The organism is Pseudomonas sp. PS01299 (assembly GCF_029960145.1).
Lineage (GTDB): Bacteria > Pseudomonadota > Gammaproteobacteria > Pseudomonadales > Pseudomonadaceae > Aquipseudomonas > Aquipseudomonas putida_A.
The window spans coordinates 1-19,265 of sequence record NZ_JASCPO010000107.1; the positions used below are offsets into that span (position 1 = coordinate 1).

Annotated in this window: 11 protein-coding genes and 1 pseudogene; 2 read left to right on the forward strand and 10 right to left on the reverse strand. The window is 61.2% G+C overall.

What is annotated here, in order from left to right:
* From QMX91_RS18565 to QMX91_RS18575, 3 genes and pseudogenes are all read right to left on the reverse strand, one after another.
* Nucleotides 1–1,124, reverse strand: a pseudogene (locus QMX91_RS18565) (autotransporter domain-containing protein); the annotation flags it as partial.
* A gap of 259 nt (nt 1,125–1,383) precedes the next feature.
* Nucleotides 1,384–2,220, reverse strand: coding sequence for an amino acid ABC transporter permease (locus QMX91_RS18570; RefSeq protein ID WP_027610349.1), 837 nt, complete (start codon nt 2,218–2,220; stop codon nt 1,384–1,386).
* The gene (locus tag QMX91_RS18575) at nt 2,217–3,038 is read right to left on the reverse strand and encodes an ABC transporter substrate-binding protein (protein ID WP_027610350.1); all 822 of its coding nucleotides are present in this window, start codon (nt 3,036–3,038) and stop codon (nt 2,217–2,219) included. Before QMX91_RS18575 ends, QMX91_RS18570 begins: the two co-directional genes overlap by 4 nt.
* 111 nt (nt 3,039–3,149) lie before the next feature.
* On the opposite strand from QMX91_RS18575, the gene QMX91_RS18580 reads away from it, so the two are divergent.
* Nucleotides 3,150–4,049 (forward strand): homocysteine S-methyltransferase family protein, encoded by a 900-nt coding sequence (locus tag QMX91_RS18580; RefSeq protein WP_027610351.1) that lies wholly within the window; start codon nt 3,150–3,152, stop codon nt 4,047–4,049.
* Between the two features lie 99 nt (nt 4,050–4,148).
* Here QMX91_RS18580 and QMX91_RS18585 read toward each other — a convergent pair whose 3' ends face one another.
* The 3 genes from QMX91_RS18585 to QMX91_RS18595 are packed head-to-tail and all read right to left on the reverse strand — an operon-like array spanning nt 4,149 to nt 5,913.
* The gene (locus QMX91_RS18585) at nt 4,149–4,820 is read right to left on the reverse strand and encodes a GNAT family protein (protein ID WP_282413163.1); all 672 of its coding nucleotides are present in this window, start codon (nt 4,818–4,820) and stop codon (nt 4,149–4,151) included.
* A 12-nt stretch (nt 4,821–4,832) separates the two neighbouring features.
* Entirely contained in the window at nt 4,833–5,279 is a 447-nt protein-coding gene (locus tag QMX91_RS18590; RefSeq protein WP_097089433.1) for a GNAT family N-acetyltransferase, read from the reverse strand.
* Nucleotides 5,280–5,289: 10 nt separating this feature from the next.
* The gene (locus QMX91_RS18595) at nt 5,290–5,913 is read right to left on the reverse strand and encodes an FMN-binding negative transcriptional regulator (RefSeq protein WP_098966347.1); all 624 of its coding nucleotides are present in this window, start codon (nt 5,911–5,913) and stop codon (nt 5,290–5,292) included.
* Between the two features lie 92 nt (nt 5,914–6,005).
* On the opposite strand from QMX91_RS18595, the gene QMX91_RS18600 reads away from it, so the two are divergent.
* Nucleotides 6,006–7,562 (forward strand): PLP-dependent aminotransferase family protein, encoded by a 1,557-nt coding sequence (locus QMX91_RS18600; protein WP_282413164.1) that lies wholly within the window; start codon nt 6,006–6,008, stop codon nt 7,560–7,562.
* Between the two features lie 33 nt (nt 7,563–7,595).
* Here the strand turns inward: QMX91_RS18600 and QMX91_RS18605 are convergent, their stop codons facing one another.
* The 4 genes from QMX91_RS18605 to QMX91_RS18620 form a co-directional block, all read right to left on the reverse strand.
* The gene (locus tag QMX91_RS18605) at nt 7,596–12,149 is read right to left on the reverse strand and encodes a hypothetical protein (protein WP_282413165.1); all 4,554 of its coding nucleotides are present in this window, start codon (nt 12,147–12,149) and stop codon (nt 7,596–7,598) included.
* 28 nt (nt 12,150–12,177) lie between these two features.
* On the reverse strand, nt 12,178–16,752 hold the full coding sequence (locus QMX91_RS18610; RefSeq protein ID WP_282413166.1) for a hypothetical protein: 4,575 nt from the start codon (nt 16,750–16,752) through the stop codon (nt 12,178–12,180).
* 152 nt (nt 16,753–16,904) lie between these two features.
* Entirely contained in the window at nt 16,905–18,005 is a 1,101-nt protein-coding gene (locus QMX91_RS18615) for a polyamine ABC transporter substrate-binding protein (protein WP_135296864.1), read from the reverse strand.
* Nucleotides 18,002–19,027, reverse strand: a complete 1,026-nt coding sequence (locus tag QMX91_RS18620; RefSeq protein WP_135296863.1) for a histone deacetylase family protein — start codon at nt 19,025–19,027, stop codon at nt 18,002–18,004. The genes QMX91_RS18615 and QMX91_RS18620 overlap by 4 nt, the downstream gene beginning before the upstream one ends.
* Between the last annotated feature and the right edge of the window lie 238 nt (nt 19,028–19,265).

The window sequence follows — 19,265 nt, forward strand, 5'->3', positions numbered from 1 at the left end:
TGGTCAGGTTTCTGAGGTTGCGGAGGTTGCTGAGGTTGCTGAGGTTGCTGAGGTTGCTGAGGTTGCTGAGGTTGCTGAGGGGTGGAGGGTGTCTCGTCAATGCTTTGCGCGAGCGCCTGACTATTCTGCGTGGTCGCAAGGTTTTCGAGCGGCACATCGTTACGGGCATAGAGCAAGCCCACTCGTTGTGCTTCGTAGTGCAGCGTCGGAGTCATGTATGCCAGATCGTTTTCAACGGTGCCAAACTGTCCCTCAATCTTTCCCGCTTCCAGAATGGTGTGCTGACTGCTTTGCGGGTAGTCGCCGGCGGTGACGAGTTTCAGGGTGGCGTCACCCAAATGAGCGGTTCCCTTGACGATCACGGTGGGACTGTTGCCGGAGGCATCCACGGCATAGGCCAGCACGGCAGACCGGGCCAGGCGCAGATCTCCCGCGATCTTGGGTGCGCCATAGACATCGTCGACGGTCATGCGTCCGTACACGTTCAAATGATTAATCGCACCATTCCCGGCTATATGGCCGTTTTCCTGAACCTCCACAATGCCGTCAATCAGGCCCTGGTTGGTCAGGTCACCGCCAGACGCGACAGTGGCGCCACCATTGATCGCCCCTTTGTTGATCAAGATGCCCTCGGTCACTGCCGTACCCAGAATTTGCCCTTCATTGACCAGCAATGCCTTTGGATGAACCAGTACACCGAGGCTGAAATCACCCGGTCCGCTGCGGGTCCAGCTCCCGCGCCTGACCTCCAGCCCACTGAAGTTACGGGTTTCACCCAGCACGCCTTTCCTGTTCGCGTCGAGTTGCAGCAGGTTGTCGCCCCCGCCACCGTCGACCAGGCCGGCGAAGCTGCCCCGAGATTGCACGGTGACAAGGTCATTGCGCTCATCAAGCGCCAGCGCCACACCCTCCTGTGCCGGATAGGCTTTGCTGACCTTCAGCTGGACGGTTTCCGGATGATTAGCGAAAGCGGTGATCGCTGATTTGAATGTTTCAGGGGAGGCGGCAGAGATGCCTTGAGTGTCGGGCGGTGCGTCCTGGGCGATGGACAGATCGGCACATCCCATGGCCAAAGCAATGGCTAATGTCAGGTGTTTTGGTCGAAAGTGGAATTGAACGGGCATCGAGTTCAGCCTCTCGTGGAAGGAGGCCAAACTCTAAGTTGGAGCCGGCAGGCGCCGATGTCAGCCGGATCGCTCGGTGCTGCGGGCTGCGTCTGTTTGATCTTCGGAAAAGAGCGGCTCGACACGGATTGGCGGATTGCGTCGTGGCGCCGCGTTGTCGTTTCCTACAAGTTACGGTGCCATTAGCCGCTTGTAATGATCAGAAATTCATCTGCCACTGCTCGATCCTCCCGTGGTGGAAGTCTGTCGGCGGAGCCGCTCAGCTACGCCGCACATAAGCCTTGCCGTAATGCCGCTCCATGCGCGCCTGGATCAGCTCCAGACCGATCGACATCAGCCAGTAAATGATTGCCGCTGTGGTCAGCATCTCGATGTAGCGGTAGCTCGAGCGTCCGTAGGACTGCGCCAGAAACATCACTTCCCAGACGCCCATCACCGAGATCAGTGACGAATCCTTGAGCATCGAGATGAACTGGTTGGTGGTCGGCGGAATAATCGTGCGCATCGCCTGGGGCAGGGTGATGCGCCAGAAGATCACGCTCTCGCGCATGCCCAGCGCCAGCGAAGCTTCGCGTTGGCCGTAGGGCACGCCGAGGATACCGGCGCGGAAAATTTCGCTGAGGTAGGCGCCGTAGTTAAGTGACAGGGCAATGATCCCCGCCACCACCGCGCCGGGCACCACGCCCAGTTGCGGCAGGCCGAGGTAGATCAGCAGGATCTGGATCAGCAGCGGCGTGCCGCGAAAGAACGAGGTGTAGAAACTGGCGATCCCGAACGCCACGGCGCTTTTCGACAGACGCGCCAGAGCGGTGACGAAGCCCAGCAAGGATGAGGCGACGATCGCGCAGGCGCAGAGAAACAGGGTCAGTGCCGCGCCCTGCAGAAAGCCGTTGGGCGCCAGGTGCACGCCGAGCAGATTCGGCAGCTTGTCGAGGATGATCGAGAGCTTCAGATCGAAGCTGAGGAAAAACCCGGCGAACAGGCTGAACATCGCCGCCCAGGTCAGGTACAGGCGCGTGCGGAAACCGAGCAGCCGTTGCAGGCGCGATTCAGCCACCGGTTGCGGCGGCTGTGGAGGTGTCGGGAAGGCAGTCATTGGCTGATATCGGCGCCGATCCATTTCTGCGACAGCTTGCTCAGCGTGCCGTCCTGCTTGAGTTGCGCAAACACCTCGCGCACTTTGGCGTCCCACTCGGCATCACCCTTTTCGATGGCCACCGAGTTCGGCTCCGAGTACAGCGGCGCGCCGGCCAGTTTGAAACGCTGATCCTGATTCAGGCGCGGCTGCGCGGTCACCAGATTGGTGAGGATGGCGTCCAGGCGCACACCGGCGCCCAGGCCCAGATCCTGGAAGGCGACGTTGTCGGTATCGTACGGTGCGATCTGCACATCCTCGAACGGGTACTCCAGGCGCGTGTCTTCGGCGCCTTCGATGACCAGATTCTTGTTCAGATAGCTTTCGTAGCTGCTGGCGCTGGTCAGGCCGACCTTTTTGCCGCTCAGGTCCTTGGCGCCGTGGATGCGATCGTCCTTGGCGTTGACCACGATCACGGCGGGCGAGGCGTAGTACTCGACCGGGAAATCGAACACTTCGGCGCGGGCCTTGCTCGGAGTCATGGAGCAGATGCAGATGTCATAGCGCCCGCTCCAGCGGCCGGCCGCAATGACGTCCCAGGAGGGTGTTTCGAGGCGCAGCTTGACCCCCAGCTTGTCCGCAACGGCTTTGGCGACGTCCACGTCGAAGCCGTCGAGCTGATTCTGCTCATTGAGAAACGAGAAGGGTGGGTAGCTTTCCATCAGCACGCCGACCAGTTGTTTTTTCTGTTCGACGCGATCGAGTGTGGCGCCGCCGAAGGCTTGAGTGGACGCGGCAAGAATCGTCAGGCCCAGGGCCAGTAGCGGTTGAAGTTTCACAGTCGACACCTGAAAAAAAGGGGTTGTTATTAACCGAATGGTGCGTATTAAATAGTTATAAGAACTACTCTGGTAGTGAGTAATTTTCATAAGCATATGAGCGAAAAGCATATGGGCACAGCAAGCACGGTAATTCTCGATGGCGGCATGGGCCGTGAGTTGCAACGCGCCGGGGCGCCGTTTCGGCAGCCCGAGTGGTCGGCGCTGGCCCTGATCGAAGCACCGCAAGCGGTCGAAGCGGTGCACGCCGCCTACATCGCCAGCGGCGCCAATGTGATCACCAGCAACAGTTATGCGGTCGTGCCGTTTCATATTGGCGAGGCGCGGTTTGCCGCTGAAGGTCAGGCACTGGCGGCGTTGGCCGGAGAGCTGGCACAGCGTGCGGTGCAGGCCTCGGGCAAAGCGGTGCGAGTGGCCGGTTCGTTGCCGCCGCTGTTCGGCTCCTATCGCCCGGATCTGTTCGAAGCGGCGCGGGTGAACGAATTGCTGACGCCACTGGTGACCGGCCTGGCGCCACATGTCGACCTGTGGCTGGCGGAAACCCAGAGCTCGATCATCGAGGCGCGTTCCATTCGCGCCGGTCTGCCGCAGGACGGCAAACCGTTCTGGCTGTCGTTTACTTTGAAGGATGAAGACACCGACGAGGTGCCGCGTCTGCGTTCCGGCGAACCGGTGGCCGAAGCAGCGGCGGTGGCGGCGGAATTGGGCGTCGAGACGCTGCTATTCAACTGCAGCCAGCCGGAAGTGATCGGTGCGGCGATTGATGCGGCGCGCGATACCTTCGAACGCCTGGGTGTGCAGATTCACATCGGCGCGTATGCCAACGCGTTTCCACCGCAACCGAAAGAGGCGACCGCCAACGACGGCCTCGACCCGTTGCGCGACGATCTGGATCCGCCGGGGTATCTGCACTGGGCGAAGGATTGGCAGCAGCGTGGTGCCAGTCACCTGGGCGGCTGCTGCGGGATCGGGCCGGAACACATCGCGGTGCTTGCGCAAAAGCTGGGGTAAACAACAGATCAAAAGATCGCAGCCTGCGGCAGCTCCTTCATGGGATTGATGTTCACCCTGCAAGAGCTGCCGAAGGCTGCGATCTTCTGCTTTGACGATTTAACTACGGCATTCAACCAAGCCTTTCAGCTGCCCGTCGGGCGTCTGATTTTCATCGGACAACCACTGCTCGAAACCTGCTGCAATCGCCGGCCACTCCGAATCCACAATCGAATACCACGCGGTATCGCGGTTCTGGCCCTTGACCACCATGTGCTGACGGAACACGCCTTCGAAGCTGAAGCCCAGGCGTTCGGCGGCGTATTTGGAGCGGGCGTTGCCGTTGTTACACTTCCACTCCAGGCGACGATAGCCCTGTTCGAAGGCGTATTTGGCCAACAGGTAAACCGCTTCGGTACTCTTTGGTGAACGTTGCATCGGCGCACCGAAGGTGACGTGGCCGATCTCGATGCGCCCCTGCGCCGGGACGATCGACATCAGGCTCAGAATGCCTTGCACCTGGCCCGTGACGCGGTCGATCACGCTGAAGAAATACGGATCGCTGCTGGCCGCATGGTTGTTCAGCCAGTCATTGAAAACGCTGCGTTGCGGGAACGGCCCATAGGGCAAGTAATCCCACAGCTTCGGGTCGGCGCCGGGGCCTTCGAGCGCGTTGAACAACTCGTCGCCGTGGCGCGCCGGGTCGAGGCGTTCCAGGCGGATGAACCGGCCTTCGAGCAAGGTGGCGGTGGGGGCGGGGACGCCTTTCCAGTCGGCAAGTGCAGTGGTCATGTACGCGGCTCCTTAAATGGCTTTGCGAAACTGGATGAATCCCGGGCGCTCGGCGATGCGCTCGTAGAGCTGAATCGCGGTGGCATTGGTTTCGTGAGTCAGCCAATGCACCTTGCAGCAACCGTCAGCCTTGGCGGTGGCGTAGACGTGTTCGATCAGCAAGCGACCGACGCCGGTGCCACGAGTCTCCGGTGCCACCAACAGATCCTGCAAGTAGCAGGAGTTTTCGATGCTCCAATTGGAGCGGTGATAGATGAAATGCACCATGCCCACTGCTTTGCCGTCAGCCCAGGCGAGGGCGGCGTGGGTTGGTTCGCTCGGGTCGAGGAAACGCTGCCAGGTGCTCTGCGTTACGGCGTCCGGCAACTCGGTATTGTAGAAGCGCAGGTAGGCCTGCCACAGCGGCAACCAGGCGGCGTGATCACCGGCGGTCACCGGGCGGATCTGGATCTGACTCATGCTGATTTCCTTAACGCATCAAGTGGGCGAGGGTTCGGTCGGCGATGTCGGGGCTGGCAGCCAGGCCTTCGCGCACGCCGGCAATGTCTTCGGCGCTGCGGTTCTGGCTGAGCTTGCGCTTGCCTTCGAGGCGGTCGATGGGAATGGCGAAACCGACGATGGCCTTGAGCATGCCGTCGATGTAGTCGGCCGGCGCATCGTCGACCTTCCACGGTTGCGCGCGACCGGCTTCATGGCGATCGGTCAGGGTGCTGACGATGTCGAGCAGGCGCCCGCCGTCGCTGAAGGTTTCGGCGTGGCCGTAGGCGTGCACGGCGACGTAGTTCCAGGTCGGCACGACTTTGCCGTGCTCAGTCTTGCTTGGGTAAAACCCCGGGCTGACGTAGGCGTCGGGACCGGCAAATATCAGCATCGCTTCAGCGCCGTCTCGCAGGTCTTTCCATTGCGGATTGGCTTTGGCCAGGTGCCCGTACAGCGTGCCGTTCGGGCCCTGTTCGCGGTGCAGCAGCACCGGTACATGGCTGGCTTGCAGGCCGTTTTCACCGTGGCTCACCAGAATCGCGAGGCGAGTGGCGAGGATCAGTTCGTGCAGTTGCGACAGTTCGTCGATGGCAAAGGCGCGGGGCGTGTACATGGAGAGATTTTCCTTGGCGAATGCCTGCATCCTAGGCAGGCTATTGGTCTGTTGTAAGAGCCATTGATGGCCAATTTCATAGGTCCATTGTCATGCCCGAATCGCCCACGCTGTCCATGCCGTTCAATCCGGCCGGTATCGAGCTCGACCGCCGTCAGGGTTTGAGCCGCCAGCTCTATCAGGCGCTACGGCTGCGCGTGCTGGACGGGCGTCTGGCCAGTGGCACACGGCTGCCGGCCAGCCGTGATCTGGCGACAGCGTTGGCGATTTCCCGCAACAGCGTGGTGCGCGCCTACGATCAGCTGTACGCCGAAGGCTTCATCGAAGGCCGGGTCGGGGACGGCACGTATGTCGCCCAGTTGCCGCAAAGCGCATTGCCCACGAAAAAACTATCCACAAAAGTATCCACAGGCTTTTCAACAGGCTTACCCACAGCCTTATCCACAAATTGGCTGGATTTACCTGTGGTTTCATCCAGTAAAGTTATCCACAGCGACGCATTGCGGCGGGTTGAAAACAATCATCTGGCCCTTCCCCCCAGTGGTCCGCCGCGTGCTTTTCGGGTCGGCGTTCCAGCCTTCGATCTGTTCCCGTTTGACGTCTGGGCCAAGCTGAACGCGGCTTTCTGGCGCAAGCCGGATTTGCAGCAGTTGTGTTATGGCGATCCGGCGGGCGATGCGCGGTTGCGCGGGATGATCGCGGCCTATTTGCGCAGCTCACGGGGCATGCAGTGCACGGCTGAGCAAATTGTGATCACCAGTGGCGCACAGCAGGGCATAAGCCTTTGTGCACAGTTGCTGGTAGCGCCGGGCGACGGCGTAGCGATTGAAAATCCCGGGTATCGAGCGGCCGGTCATGCCTTCGCCGTGGCCGGTGCCCGGCTGCATGGGGTGGCGGTGGACAGCGAGGGAATCGACTGCCAGCAACTGGCAGGACTGACCGATTGTCGCCTGACCTATGTCACGCCATCCCACCAGTACCCCACGGGGGTGGTAATGAGTCTGGCCCGTCGCCTCGAATTGCTGGCGTGGGCCGAGCGCACGCAGGGCTGGATCGTCGAGGATGATTACGATGGCGAGTATCGTTACAGCGGCGCTCCTCTGGCGCCTTTGGCTGCCCTCGATCGACAGGGGCGAGTGCTGTATGTCGGCACGTTCGGCAAGGTCGCGTTCCCGGCGTTGCGCCTGGGGTATCTGGTGTTGCCGCCGGGGTTGGTGGAGGCATTTGCGCAAAGGCGTGCGGTGGATGTGCGTCACTCCGAAGTCAGTACCCAGGCGGTGATGGCCGAGTTCATGGCCGCCGGGCATTTCCAGCGGCACATCCGACGCATGCGCCGCGCGGCGCTGAGCCGACGCAATGTCCTGCTCGGTGGCTGGCCGCAGAATATTGCGGGCGTCGGCCAGTTGCCTGGCGTTGCCGCCGGGCTGCACCTGACCGTGCCGGTCGCCAGCGTGACGCGTGAAAGCCAACTGATCGAACTGGCGCGCAGTGTCGACGTCGAGATCAATGCTCTGAGCAGCTATTGGCTGCCTGATTCCACGACTCCGGTCGACCAGCGCGCCGGACTGGTGCTGGGCTTTGCCGCGGTGCCTGAGCGCGCAATCGAAGCGGCGCTCGAGCGTTTGCGAACCGTGTGGCACACCCTCTGAAGCGGGCGCAGATCGATGCGCCCGACAGCGGTATCACGGTTGTGCTTCGAGTTGCAGGAACAGGCTCGGATCGCCAATCCGGCGCAGCACGTAATCAATTGGCGTCAGGTTTGTCAGGGCTTCTCGACGCTCTGCGCTGAGGGTCTTCAAATGCGCATCGGCGACTTTCAAGTGCGCCGCGGTGAATTGTTCAGGCGCGGCTTCGGGCGAGTCGTAGTGAAAATGCGCGAGCCATAACGGCTGATCATGCTGGGTGCTGTCGAGTATCTGATACTCCTGAAAATAATCCTGGCGCTTTTTGGTCTTGATCCGGCCCTGGACGTTCCTGACGATCCGTACCTGATGATTGTCCAGCAACCATTGCAAATAGGCTTGTCGAGGCTGGCGATCCTTGAGCAGACTGGCGCGCACGGCGATGCCTTGAGCGCGTAACCGGACCGCAGCACTGTTGAGTTCCGCACTCAAGTTGCCCACCGGCAACCGCGTGCCGCCGGAGGCGACAATGCGGGCCTGCGCCTGTTCGACGCTGACAGCAATCTGTTCCAGTCGCCGCGCCTGCTGATCGAACAGATCCTGCATGTCTGCCGGTATGCGGTTGGGCCTCAGAGCGTCACGCCGGGTCCGGTCAATGAACGCCTGCACTCGCTCATTCTGGTTCAGGGCATCGGCAATGAACTCGATGTCGCCCACCTGCGTCGTCGGGGAGGCGGAGGGTCTGACGGGAAGCATTTCTTCCAGAGGCGATTCGCTGGCGGCTGCGGTTTTGGCGGGCGCAGGGTCACGAGGCCGGCTCTTGGTGACCTTGCCAACCGGTCGGGACGGTCCTGCGACAGAGGGGCCCGGTGTGGCCGGCGTGCTGCGGGCTCCGGTTTCCGGCAGCAGTTCGCTCAGTTGCTCCTGCGCCAGTTGTCTGAATTCGCCGAGCAAGCTCCTCATCCGTGTCAGTTCCGCCGCAACCACCATGCCCGGGTATTCGCCTGGCAAGTCCCCCAGACGCTGATCGGCATCGACATAGACATCGATCAGTCGGCTCAGACGATCAATGCGCAGCGCAGTGCTGTCGCCGTTGTCGGGTTTCCTGATCAGGGCGGCATGGCGGTGTGTGGCGGTGGCGGCTTCGATTATCAGCCAACCGGTGGCTTCCCGCGCCGCTTCGGTGGCTGTTTCCTGCATGCACAACTCGTGAGACATGCCGATGGCATTGGATTTCAGGTCCCACTGGTTAAACGCCGGGAGCAGTTGGCGCAAGCGTTGCGCGGTGGTCATGCCTGCACTGCCGATGGTGTCGAGAGTTTCCAAGGAGGTACGGGACAGCTGCAGGCGGGCGATCATGTCCTGGCTCAAAGCCAGAGCCTGGTGCAGTTCCTCGTTGTAACTTTGCAGCGCTTGCGGTGTATCGATGACCGTGTGTTGAGCCAATTTACGGGTCAATACTGCGTAAGCGTTGCGTTTGAGAACGAACCAGAGGCTGAGGTTTTTTTGCAGCAAAGTGGTCATGCGCTGCAATTCGACGAAATAGCCATCGCTCCCCCCTTTGAGGCGCCATTGGCCGAGTATTTTCAAGGCCTCGTCGTAATCCCCGATCAGCTTTTCGACTTGGTCAAGGTAACGCCGGGTCGCCTCTTCGTGGGCTTGTCCGGAGGCGCCAAGCATGGCTGACTGGGCTTGCTCCAGAGCAGCGTTGCCGACGGCTTCCTGATTTCTGAATGCTTGCAGAGCCGCACCGAGCTGGTTCCTCTGGGTTTCCTTTTCCTTGCGCTGGGCCTTGAGCTGACTTTGCAGGCTGGTGCCCCCGGCGCCCCCGCGCAGACGCAGTCGGGTATCCACGAACCATTGGCCTTGCTGGTTGTGAATCAGCAGCGGACCGGTTTTTGACGGCGTTTGCGGATCAACGATTTGCACCTGCTGGTCATCGTTTTCAATCACGCGGAACCAGCGGTCGCCCGCCTGCGCATAGGTGCTGTTAGCGAGGCGATACAAGGTCGCCTTGCCGCGCAGCAGGGTTTCCACCGCGGCTGCCGTGAGGTCGGGAGCCGGCACGGCCAGAGTATTCAGAAACGTTGCCAAGGCACCGGGCGAACGCCGGGGCACCGAGCCGTAGGCTTCAAGCGAGGAGTAATGGCTGGCCGGGAGTTGGTCCTTCAGCAGCGTGGTGACGTGTGTAACCGTGGGCGGGACAGGCGCTTGTGCAGGGGCGGTCTGGATCCGGGGCAGTCCTTCGCTTTCGATATCGCTTGCGCCTTCGCTGCGTAACGCTGTGCGGGGGCCGGTTGTGCGTTGGGTGGCCGCATGATGGGCCAGGATCATGCCCAGGTTCAGCAACATATCGGCAACGGCGCTCCACTGGGCGTGGGTATCGCCACGGTTGTGGGCATCCACGACCTGATCGATTTCGCTGATGCTTTGCCAGACCCAGATCGCCGCGCCTGCCGGGCCGCAGAGAAAGTTTGCGGCAACGTTGAACAACGCCCACCCACTGTCTCGCAGCAAGGCCCAGCGGCGTTGCGCATTGGACAACGACTGTCGGTCAGCGAGTTCGGCCATCGCCAGTGCATGGGTCTTGAACAGCACCGGGAACACGTCGCCAGTCAGCGCCGTGGAGGCAAGCCCGACCGGCCCGGCCCACTTGACGCTGGTCCAGGGCTCGGCGAGCAATTGCGCGCCCAGCCACGGACTGGGCAGACCGGTAGGGAAGGTGTATTGGGCATATTTGAAGCTGGTTTGGGAATCCGCCAGCCACGCCAGCACCGAATCTCTCAGTTCGCCTGGCTGATGGACGGCGTACAGCAGGTTTTGCGTTGAGGGGAATTGCAGCAATGGCTGCTCAAGCAACGGACGATACAGCAGGCATGGCCCGGCTCCAGGCAGACGCGGAGCAATGATGAACATGTTGGTGACAACATCGCCAACAGTCTCCCCGGCATGGATAAACGTCAGCGGACGAATGACCACCGTGTGTGGATGACCGGGTATCGGTTTGAGCCACTCCTGGACACAGCGATAACCCTGCTCATCCACGCCGCCGAGGCGACGCAGCTTGGATTCCAGTGCAATCAGCGGCAGCAGTGCGTGCAACTGGCGGAGGTAAAAACGCTGCTGCAGGGGGGCCTGCAGCGGATCGTTGATCAGCCTGTCCCTGATCAAGCCGGGGTATACCTCACCCATGTCGATCTTGTTTGCCATCTTCGTCAGGTAGGCGACAGTCAGCCACTGCGGCAGCGCTTGTGGCGGGTCGAATTGCAGAGTCGCCAGATACGGCGTGCGGTTTTGCAAGGCGTACTCGCCCAGGGTTTCGATATGGGTGTCATGCGGATCGGGCAGTGTCACGCCTCCCGATTCGAAGCTGTTGGTGATGCGGATTTGCAATTTGTCCAAAGGCAGCCCGGCCGCCGATGGCTGATCGGCAATGATCGCCTCACGCATGCAATTGCGTGCATAGGTATCGATCGGCGGGATTGGCAACAGCGCCTTGTCTGCCTGCCGGTACAACTGGCCCAGCGCATTGATCGATTGGCTGTATTGATCGAGCTCGGAAGCCGAAGCGTCGAGCAACCAGTCGGGTATCGAATCATCGAGGTCGATGAGGGTGTTTTTCTGCGGTTCGCTGGCTTGCTCGATCAGGGGCAGAAGGGAGGAGCTGTCCTCGCTTTCCTCGTCGAGACTTTGTCGGGTGATTGCCCGGATGGCATCGAGCTGGTTGGCAATCAGGACCCACGCCATGTGGTCGAAAAAATTGCCCTCGGGTTCGAACAACTGCCACTGCAGATTCTGTCCGGCCGGTAATAGTTCGATACGCTGCGGCAGTGATTCACCCAGTTGCTGCAGAGAGTCGAATGTCTCGTAACCATCTTCCACGGTGTACATCATGACCAGATCGCGCAGGCCATAGCGTCCGAAAATCACCGCGGCGCCGCCCAGAATCAGGTGCCGGGCAGCGCCTTGAGCATCGACCGAGTCGATGTCGATCAGGCACACGCGGATGTCCGACAGTGTTTTGTCATGACGCTGGCGCTCCTGTTTGTCCGGGCGCCGCGAAATCGCCCGGGCGACCAGGCACTGTTCATCGTCCCAGCCCTCGGCGTGATGGACGTTCAGGGCTTCGCGCAGGGCATCGGAGAGTTCTTGCCAGCGCGGCAATTGGCGTCGGGTGCTGTTCCAGTAATCCAGCTGTCGCTCGGCGAAGGCGACAAACAACAGGGGCGAATAATCGTTGAGCAGATCGGCAATGGCCTCGATATCGACATCCATATGCACCACTGGCGTGGCCTGGTGGTTCAAGGTCAGAAAGTGTTCACCCTCCAGATAGTTGGCGCTGGAGCCGTTGAAAAATTGCCGGACGAGTGCCTCTGTCAGTGATTCAAATCGGGTCGGCAGGGCCACTCGTTCCGCGTTCAGCCATTGCCATTGTGGCGTGCCGATCATGGCCTGCTCGGGATCGATCTTGCGTTGTGGATACAGCGCTTCGAGCGCCTGGCGCAGCACTGCGCTGGCGACTTCATCGACTGTGGGCCCGCGACTGGTCTGATGGACGATCTGGCTCTTTTGCAGCAATGCATGGGTTTCGGTGTTCGCTGAATGCTCAGTCATTGTCATTGTCCTTTTTGACGTTTGGGGCTTATGAGAAAAACAGCGAACGCGCCAGCTGCGGGCTGATCGCGCTGCGATAGATAGCGATGATTTGCGGGCTGCTGGTGGCTGAGTCCAGGTCGAAGGCGCCGGCCATCCGCCGTTGCTCCTGCAGTTTCAAATGGGCGGCGGTGAAGGCGTCGGCCGGTGCATCGGGGCTGTTGTAATGGAAGTGCGCGTACCACAACGTCTTGCCGCTGCGCCGCTCGCGAATTTCGTACTCCTGCAGATAATCCCTGCGCGGGCCTTTGAGGCGACGCCGGGCACCGCCAGACACAATGTCAATCTCATCCTTGTGCAATAACCATTCGACCCGGGCAGCGGTTGGCGGTTGTTGCTTGGTCATCTCGACCCGTATCCGGTAGCCCTCGGCGTACAGGCGTTCACCCGCCTGGTTCAATTGGGCGATCAGGGCTGGCGGCTCCTCGGTGCTGTTCGCCCGCAGCCGGGCCTGTTCAAGGCTTTTCGCGCTTTCGTCGAGCTGTTCGGCCTTGCGCTGGAACTGCTCTTCGATCTCGACCGGAATCCGACCGGGTTTTTTGGCATGGGCTTCGGTTTGCCGAATGAAGCTTTCCACGCCATCGAGCAGCGCCTGGCCCTGGCTGATCTGGGTGGCGAGGTCCGGCGCCGGAGCTGGCGGGCGGCGCCGCCCGGGCTGAATGCGTTCGACCCAGACACCGGGCGTTTTCTCGTGAAAGGTGGCGATGACGTTCCCGGTCATGGGCGCTTTCACGTCCAGCAGGACCGGCTGTCCTGGCGCCGAAGGACGCAATTCGCCGACCACTGTGCCCTTGAAGCGGGTTTTGATAATCCGTTTACGTGAGGCTGGCGCGGGCCTTGAAGGACCGGGCCGAGGTTCCACCGGCCGGTGTTCGAGGAGCAATTGCGCCAGGTGCTCTTCGGTCTGGCGCTGAAACTCGTTGATTCGTTTACGCGTATGGCTGAAGGGCTCGTCGAGCAGCACATCCTTGTGGTTGAGGGCGAAATCCTCGAACGACTGATCGATGGCGGCAAACTGTTCGAGCATGCCGTTGAGGCCTTCGATCCGCTCGTTGGCCCCCAGGCTGGTCTGGTCGAGCAGCAGTTCCTGGGAGGTCTGAATCACCAGGTTGGTTGTGTCGAGCAGGCGTACCAGATCGCCTTGCGCCTGAGTCAGCGCTGGCGAAGCCTGCTCTTGCAGGCAGATGTCGCGAGCCAGCGACACCTGAAGCGCCTTGAGATCATTGAGACTGAACACAGGCAGCTTTGCGCGATAGGTATTGGCGACTTCAGCGGCACGTTTGCCCAGTCGGCTCAACTCCTGAAAACGTGACTGGGCAAACTCGATCTTGCTGATCATGTCCTCGGTCAAATCGTACATTCTGCGGTAGGTGACGGGGTCACCGGTGCCTGCAGCCGTTTCCTCGGCCTCGAGCAGCACCAGGGTTTCCTTGAGGATTCTGGCGAAGAGGGGGTCACGTTGAGTGAGCCATGTCTGGTTGAAGAACAACTGGGTACCGAGCATCTCGGTCATGGCGGTGCGGAAATGGGGTACGGTCTCAAGCAGGTTCAGCGATTTCAGCTGGTCGATGGGCGCCGCGTATTCCCCGGTGCGGCGTTCAAGTGCTGCAAGAAACGTAGTCTGCTGCGCCACCAGAGTGTCATCGCTGGCCGCGGTCATGGCGGTGTGAGCGGCTGTCAGCTCTGTGCGGGCCTGCTCGCGCGTGTTATCGAACTCGGTCAGTTGTTTCTTGAGTTCGGCGATGCGTTCATTGTTTTCCCGTCGTTTGGCTTTGCGCCGACTCGACAGACCACCACCGCGCAGACGCAGGCGAATGTCGACGAACCACTCGCCCCGTCGATTGCGGATCAACCCGGGGCCCTGATGTCCGGGCTGTCGCTGCGAATTGATGATCGATACCTCACCGGTGTCGGCGACCGCCACTTCGAACCAGCGCTCACCCACGGGTGCGTAGTACCCGCTGGCATGTCGATAAAGGTGTCGATAAAGGCCGGCGTCGCTGGCGGGCGGGGTGAGCGCTTCGGGGCGCGTAACGGCAAAGCGATCCAGGGTTTGGGTCAGGCTCAGGGCGGTGTCGGTCATCAGCGAAGTCTGGTGTTGCGCCGGATACTCACCGATCACATCAGGGCGTTGCACGATGCTTACCGGCGTTGGTGGCACCGGCTCCATGGGCTCGGTTTCGACGGTCACCGGCTTCTTTTCAGTGATGTCCCGAGGCGTCGCGTTACGGGTGCTGGCGTGATGGGCGAGCACCATGGCCAGGGTCAGCAACAGATCGGTCATCGCGGTTTTCTGCTGCCCGGTGTCGCCTGTGGCGGCGGCGTCGAAGGTTTGTTGCAGATCGTCCAGCACCTGCCAGATCCAGGCGGCGGTACCGACGGTTCGACCGAAAAACGGCAGCGCGGCGCTGAGGATCATCCAGCTCGCATGCTTGAAGCTCTCCCAGCGACTTTCGCTATTGGACACCGATTGCCGATTCGCCAGTTCGACCATTGCACTGACGTTGGCCTTGAACAGAACAGCCAGGTAATCGGTAGCGATGACTGCTGTTCCCAAGGTCAGCGTGCCGCTCATCTGCAAGGAAGTCAGTGGATCGGCGAGCAGTTGTGAGAGCGACCATACCGAGGGTCGATCATCGCTGAATACGTAATTGGCATAGTTGGCGCGCGCACTGTCCGGCAACCAGGCGAGGACCGCCTGACGCAATGTCGGTGAATGCTTGATGGCGTACACCAGGTTGGCCGGCGACGGGTACTGGAGCAAGGCATGATCGGACAGCGGCCGGTACAGCAGGCAGGGTCCCTTGTCCATCTGTCGCGGGCCGATCACGAACATGTTGGCCACTTCATCGGTGGTCGTCCCCGGGCGCCACGCGGGATTGAAGGCCAGCGGTCGAATGACGATCTCCTGACCGTCCACCCGGCGATTGGCGTCCAGCAACTGAACCACGGCCGCGACATAGCGATAGCCCGCCTCGTCGACCCCGCCCTGCGCGCGAATCTTCTGCTGCAACGCCAGTAACGGCAATTCGACACGCAGCCGGCTGGTGAACAGGTTCTGCCGTCGCAGGCTTTCCAGCGGGTCATCGCGCAGTTTTTGCCTGATCAGCGCAGGATAGGTCTGGCCGATGTCGACACTGACGATCAATCTCTCCAGATAATCGGCCGTCATCCATGCCGGCACCGCAGTGCTACCGATACTGCTCACGGTCTTGTTGCCCAGCGGCAAGGCAATCAGATTCTGCAACGCCAGATCGACCAGGCTGAAGGTGCTGCGTTCGGGCTCCAGCAACGGTGTGAAACTGCCCCACACCACCACGCTGTCGACCACGATGCGAATCTCGGCCAGATTCAGTTCAGTGGCTTCGGGATGCTCCTTGAGCAGGGCCGCCTGCAGTTGCTCCAGCGCGAACTCGCGAATCGGTTTGATGCCGTCGTCAAAGGACTGCTCGGCGTTCTGACTTTGCACCTGCGCCAGATCCATCAGATGACGGCTGTAGGCAGTCAGGTCGCTGGGCGAGGCGTCGACCATCCACTCTGGCAACGCTTGCTCGACCAGGTTGAAGCGTGAAGACGACTGCTTGTCCGTGGGATCGAGTTCGTTGGTCGCGCGGCTTACGTGGGGCGTCAGGTTGGTTGTCGCCGGTTCGTTTGCCAGCTCGCCAATCGCGTCGGCCTGCAGGGCGATCAGATTGCACGCCAGATGATCGAAGTAGTCACCGTCAGGTTCGATCAGCCGCCATTGCAGGGTTGCAGGCGGCGGTCCCTCCGTCTGGCTCTGCAGTGAGGCACCCAGTTCCTGCAGGGTATCGAAGGCCTGGAAACCGCGAGTGATGGTGTGGGTGAGAATCAGCGTGCGGCTGCCGAGCGTGCCGATCAGTACGGCCATGTCGAGGACGTGCAGGTGACTGGAAGTACCATCGCGCGTGGTGTCCAGATCGATCAGGCAGGCGCGGGACTGATAGCGATCATCGGTACTGCGGGCAGTTTTTTGCGGATGGTCGAAAAGACTCTGAGCCATGGCGCGCTGGTCGTCGTCCCACGCCGGGTTCGTCCCGACGTTCCACAGTTCGCGCAGGGATCTGGACAATCCCTGCCAGCGCGGGGCGGAGGCGCGGGTGAACTGGTTCCAGTAATCGACCTGTTGTTCCTCGAAGGCAACAAACAGCAGCGGCGCCAGTTCATTGAGCAGCCTGGCGATAGCCTCGATGTTGACGGGCAGTTGTACCGGCGTCTCGTGCGCAGGATGCAAGGTGAGGTAGTGCTCGCCATCCAGGTAGGTCACTGGCTTGTTGGCGACGCCATGACGCACCAGCGCATCGGTCAGCGACTCGAAGTGTCGCGGCCCGGGGACGACACGCTGGTCACGCAAGGTCCAGCCAGGTGTCACCACCATTGCCAGTCGCGGGTCGATCTGTAACTTGGGGTATAGCGTCTTCAGTGCCGGTTGCAGGGCGCGGGTGGCGACTTCCCTGATTGAGGGGCCGGCGATCAGTTGGGTGAGCAGGGCGTCTTGATCATCCGGCAGCTTGTGGTCGGCGGGAGAGTTGAAGGTTTCTGGCATGGTCACATCCTTGGTCAGAACAGCAGGCACCGCGAAAGTGGCGGCGGGCGATGCGTTGCAAGGTAGTGACGGGCCGAGCACCGAAGGTGGTAGATAAATATCGCAGGCAAAAAAAGACCCGCACGGCGGCGGGTCTTGTCGTCAGCGTCGGCTCAGGTACCGGACTTGATCTTGGTCCAGGCCCGGGTGCGTGCACGCTCGGCATCCCGCGGCAGCGGTTGCAGGGTGTAAAGCGTGCCCATCGCCGCATCGGTCGGGTACAGGTTGGGGTTGTTGCGGATCGCCGGATCGACCCGTTGGGTGGCGTCCTTGTTCGGGTTCGGATACCCGACGAAGTCGCTGACCGGCGCGATCACCGCCGGTTGCAGCAGGTAGTTGATGAAGGTGTAGGCGTCCTCGGTGTTCTTCGCGCCCTTGGGAATAGCGAGCATGTCGAACCAGATCGGTGCGCCTTCCTTGGGCAGGCGCATGTCGACCACCACACCGTTCTTCGCTTCCTTGGCGCGGTTGGCCGCTTGCGAGAAGCTGCCGGAATAACCGACCGCGACGCAGATGTCACCGTTGGCGATGTCGGCCATGTACTTGGATGAGTGGAAGTAGGTGATGTACGGCCTGATCTTCATCAGCAGCGCTTCGGCCTTGGCGTAATCCGCCGGGTTCTTGCTGTTGGGATCCAGACCCAGGTGTTGCAGCGCCAGCGGCAGGATCTCCGACGGCGAATCGAGCAGGGCGACGCCGCACTGCTTGAGCTTGCTGAGATTCTCTTCCTTGAAGATCAGGTCCCAGCTGTCCACCGGCGCGTTATCGCCCAGCGCGGCTTTGACCTTGGCCGGGTTGAAGCCGATCAGGATGGTGCCGTACATGTACGGCACGGCGAATTTGTTGCCCGGGTCGTTGGCTTCGATCAGCTTCATCAGTTTCGGATCGAGATGATTCCAGTTCGGCAGCTTGCTGCGATCCAGCGGCTGGAACACCCCGGCTTCGATCTGCTTGGCGAGGAACACGTTGGACGGCACCACCACGTCATAGCCGGAGTTGCCGGTCAGCAGCTTGGCTTCCAGTGCTTCGTTGGTGTCGAAGATGTCGTAGACCAGTCTGGTCTGGGTGTTCTGTGCCTTGAAGTCTTCCAACGCCTTGGGCGTGATGTAGTCGAACCAGTTGTAGACGCGCAGGGTGCGTTCTTCGGCGTGGGCGCCGACGCTGAGCAGCGCGGCGCACAGGGCTGGCGCAATGCAGTGCTTGAGTCGGTTCATTGTTCGAACCCTTCGAGCACGTTCACTGCGTTGATGCCGATTTCCTCCACCGCGTAACCACCCTCCATGACGAACAGCGTCGGCTTGCCGAGGGCGGCGATGCGTTTGCCCATGGCCAGGTAATCCGGGCTGTCGAGCTTGAACTGCGAGATCGGATCGTCCTTGAAGGTGTCGACGCCCAGCGACACGACGATGATGTCGGCACCGTAGCTGTCGATCTCGTTGCAGGCCTGTTCCAGCGCCGCACTCCACACATCCCAGCCGGAACCGGCCGGCAGCGGATAGTTGAAATTGAAACCTTCACCGGCGCCTTCACCGCGTTCATCTTCGTAGCCGAGGAAGAACGGAAACTCGGCCTCCGGATGGCCGTGGATCGAGGTGAACAGCACGTCGCTGCGCGCGTAGAAAATCGACTGGGTGCCGTTGCCGTGGTGGTAGTCGACGTCGAGGATCGCGACCTTCTTGTGGCCGGCATCGAGGAATGCCTGAGCGGCGATGGCGGCGTTGTTGAGGTAGCAATAACCGCCCATCAAGTCGCTGGCAGCGTGGTGTCCCGGTGGTCGGCACAGGGCGAAGGCGCTGTGTGCGCCGCGCTGGATTTCCGCTTGGGCGGTGAGGGCGACCTGCGCTGCGCTGTACGCCGCTTGCCAGGTGCCGGCGGTGATCGGCGCGCCGCCGTCGAAGCTGTAGTAGCCGAGCTGGCCGTGCAGGCTGGTCGGTTTGATCTGCCGCAGAGTGCGTGCGGGCCAGGTGTAGGGCAGCAAGTCGCCGTCGGTGTTGAATTCGGTCCAGCGTGCCCACGCACCTTTGAAGAAGTCGAGGTAATCGCGGCTGTGGATGCGCGCGATCGGTTCGAGGCCAAAATCCTTTGGCGCTTCTACCGGGCCGAGGTTCTGGTGCTGTACCCGTTGCAGCACGTGGTCGGCGCGCGACGGCATTTCGAAACACGGCTTGAGCTGGCCGTCGATGAGTTCGCAGCGGCCGTGGTGCAGGTGGTGATCGTCCGAGTAGATCGTCAGCATTTGTTGTTCTCCGCAGGGGGCTGATTCGGTTGCCCCCAGTGTTGCGGCGCGCGGCGAATCGGAGAACGGCAGGAAAGGCCAAAAGGGGATCGATATGGCCAAAAACTCTGACCGCAATTCGCCCCTCTTTTCAGTACAGCCTTGCTTCGATTCAGGCATGAAATGCGTCCCGGTGGGAGCGGGCTTGCTCGCGAATACGGTATGTCAGATAAATTGATCGCGACTGACACTGCGAATT

Bases quoted from the DNA above. Each gene is read 5' to 3' on its own strand.
- QMX91_RS18570 (WP_027610349.1), bottom strand. From the start codon at position 2,220: ATGACTGCCTTCCCGACACCTCCACAGCCGCCGCAACCGGTGGCTGAA.
- QMX91_RS18600 (WP_282413164.1), top strand. From the start codon at position 6,006: ATGCCCGAATCGCCCACGCTGTCCATGCCGTTCAATCCGGCCGGTATC.
- QMX91_RS18610 (WP_282413166.1), bottom strand. From the start codon at position 16,752: ATGCCAGAAACCTTCAACTCTCCCGCCGACCACAAGCTGCCGGATGAT.
- QMX91_RS18605 (WP_282413165.1), bottom strand. From the start codon at position 12,149: ATGACTGAGCATTCAGCGAACACCGAAACCCATGCATTGCTGCAAAAG.
- QMX91_RS18590 (WP_097089433.1), bottom strand. From the start codon at position 5,279: ATGAGTCAGATCCAGATCCGCCCGGTGACCGCCGGTGATCACGCCGCC.
- QMX91_RS18595 (WP_098966347.1), bottom strand. From the start codon at position 5,913: ATGTACACGCCCCGCGCCTTTGCCATCGACGAACTGTCGCAACTGCAC.
- QMX91_RS18620 (WP_135296863.1), bottom strand. From the start codon at position 19,027: ATGCTGACGATCTACTCGGACGATCACCACCTGCACCACGGCCGCTGC.
- QMX91_RS18580 (WP_027610351.1), top strand. From the start codon at position 3,150: ATGGGCACAGCAAGCACGGTAATTCTCGATGGCGGCATGGGCCGTGAG.
- QMX91_RS18615 (WP_135296864.1), bottom strand. From the start codon at position 18,005: ATGAACCGACTCAAGCACTGCATTGCGCCAGCCCTGTGCGCCGCGCTG.
- QMX91_RS18585 (WP_282413163.1), bottom strand. From the start codon at position 4,820: ATGACCACTGCACTTGCCGACTGGAAAGGCGTCCCCGCCCCCACCGCC.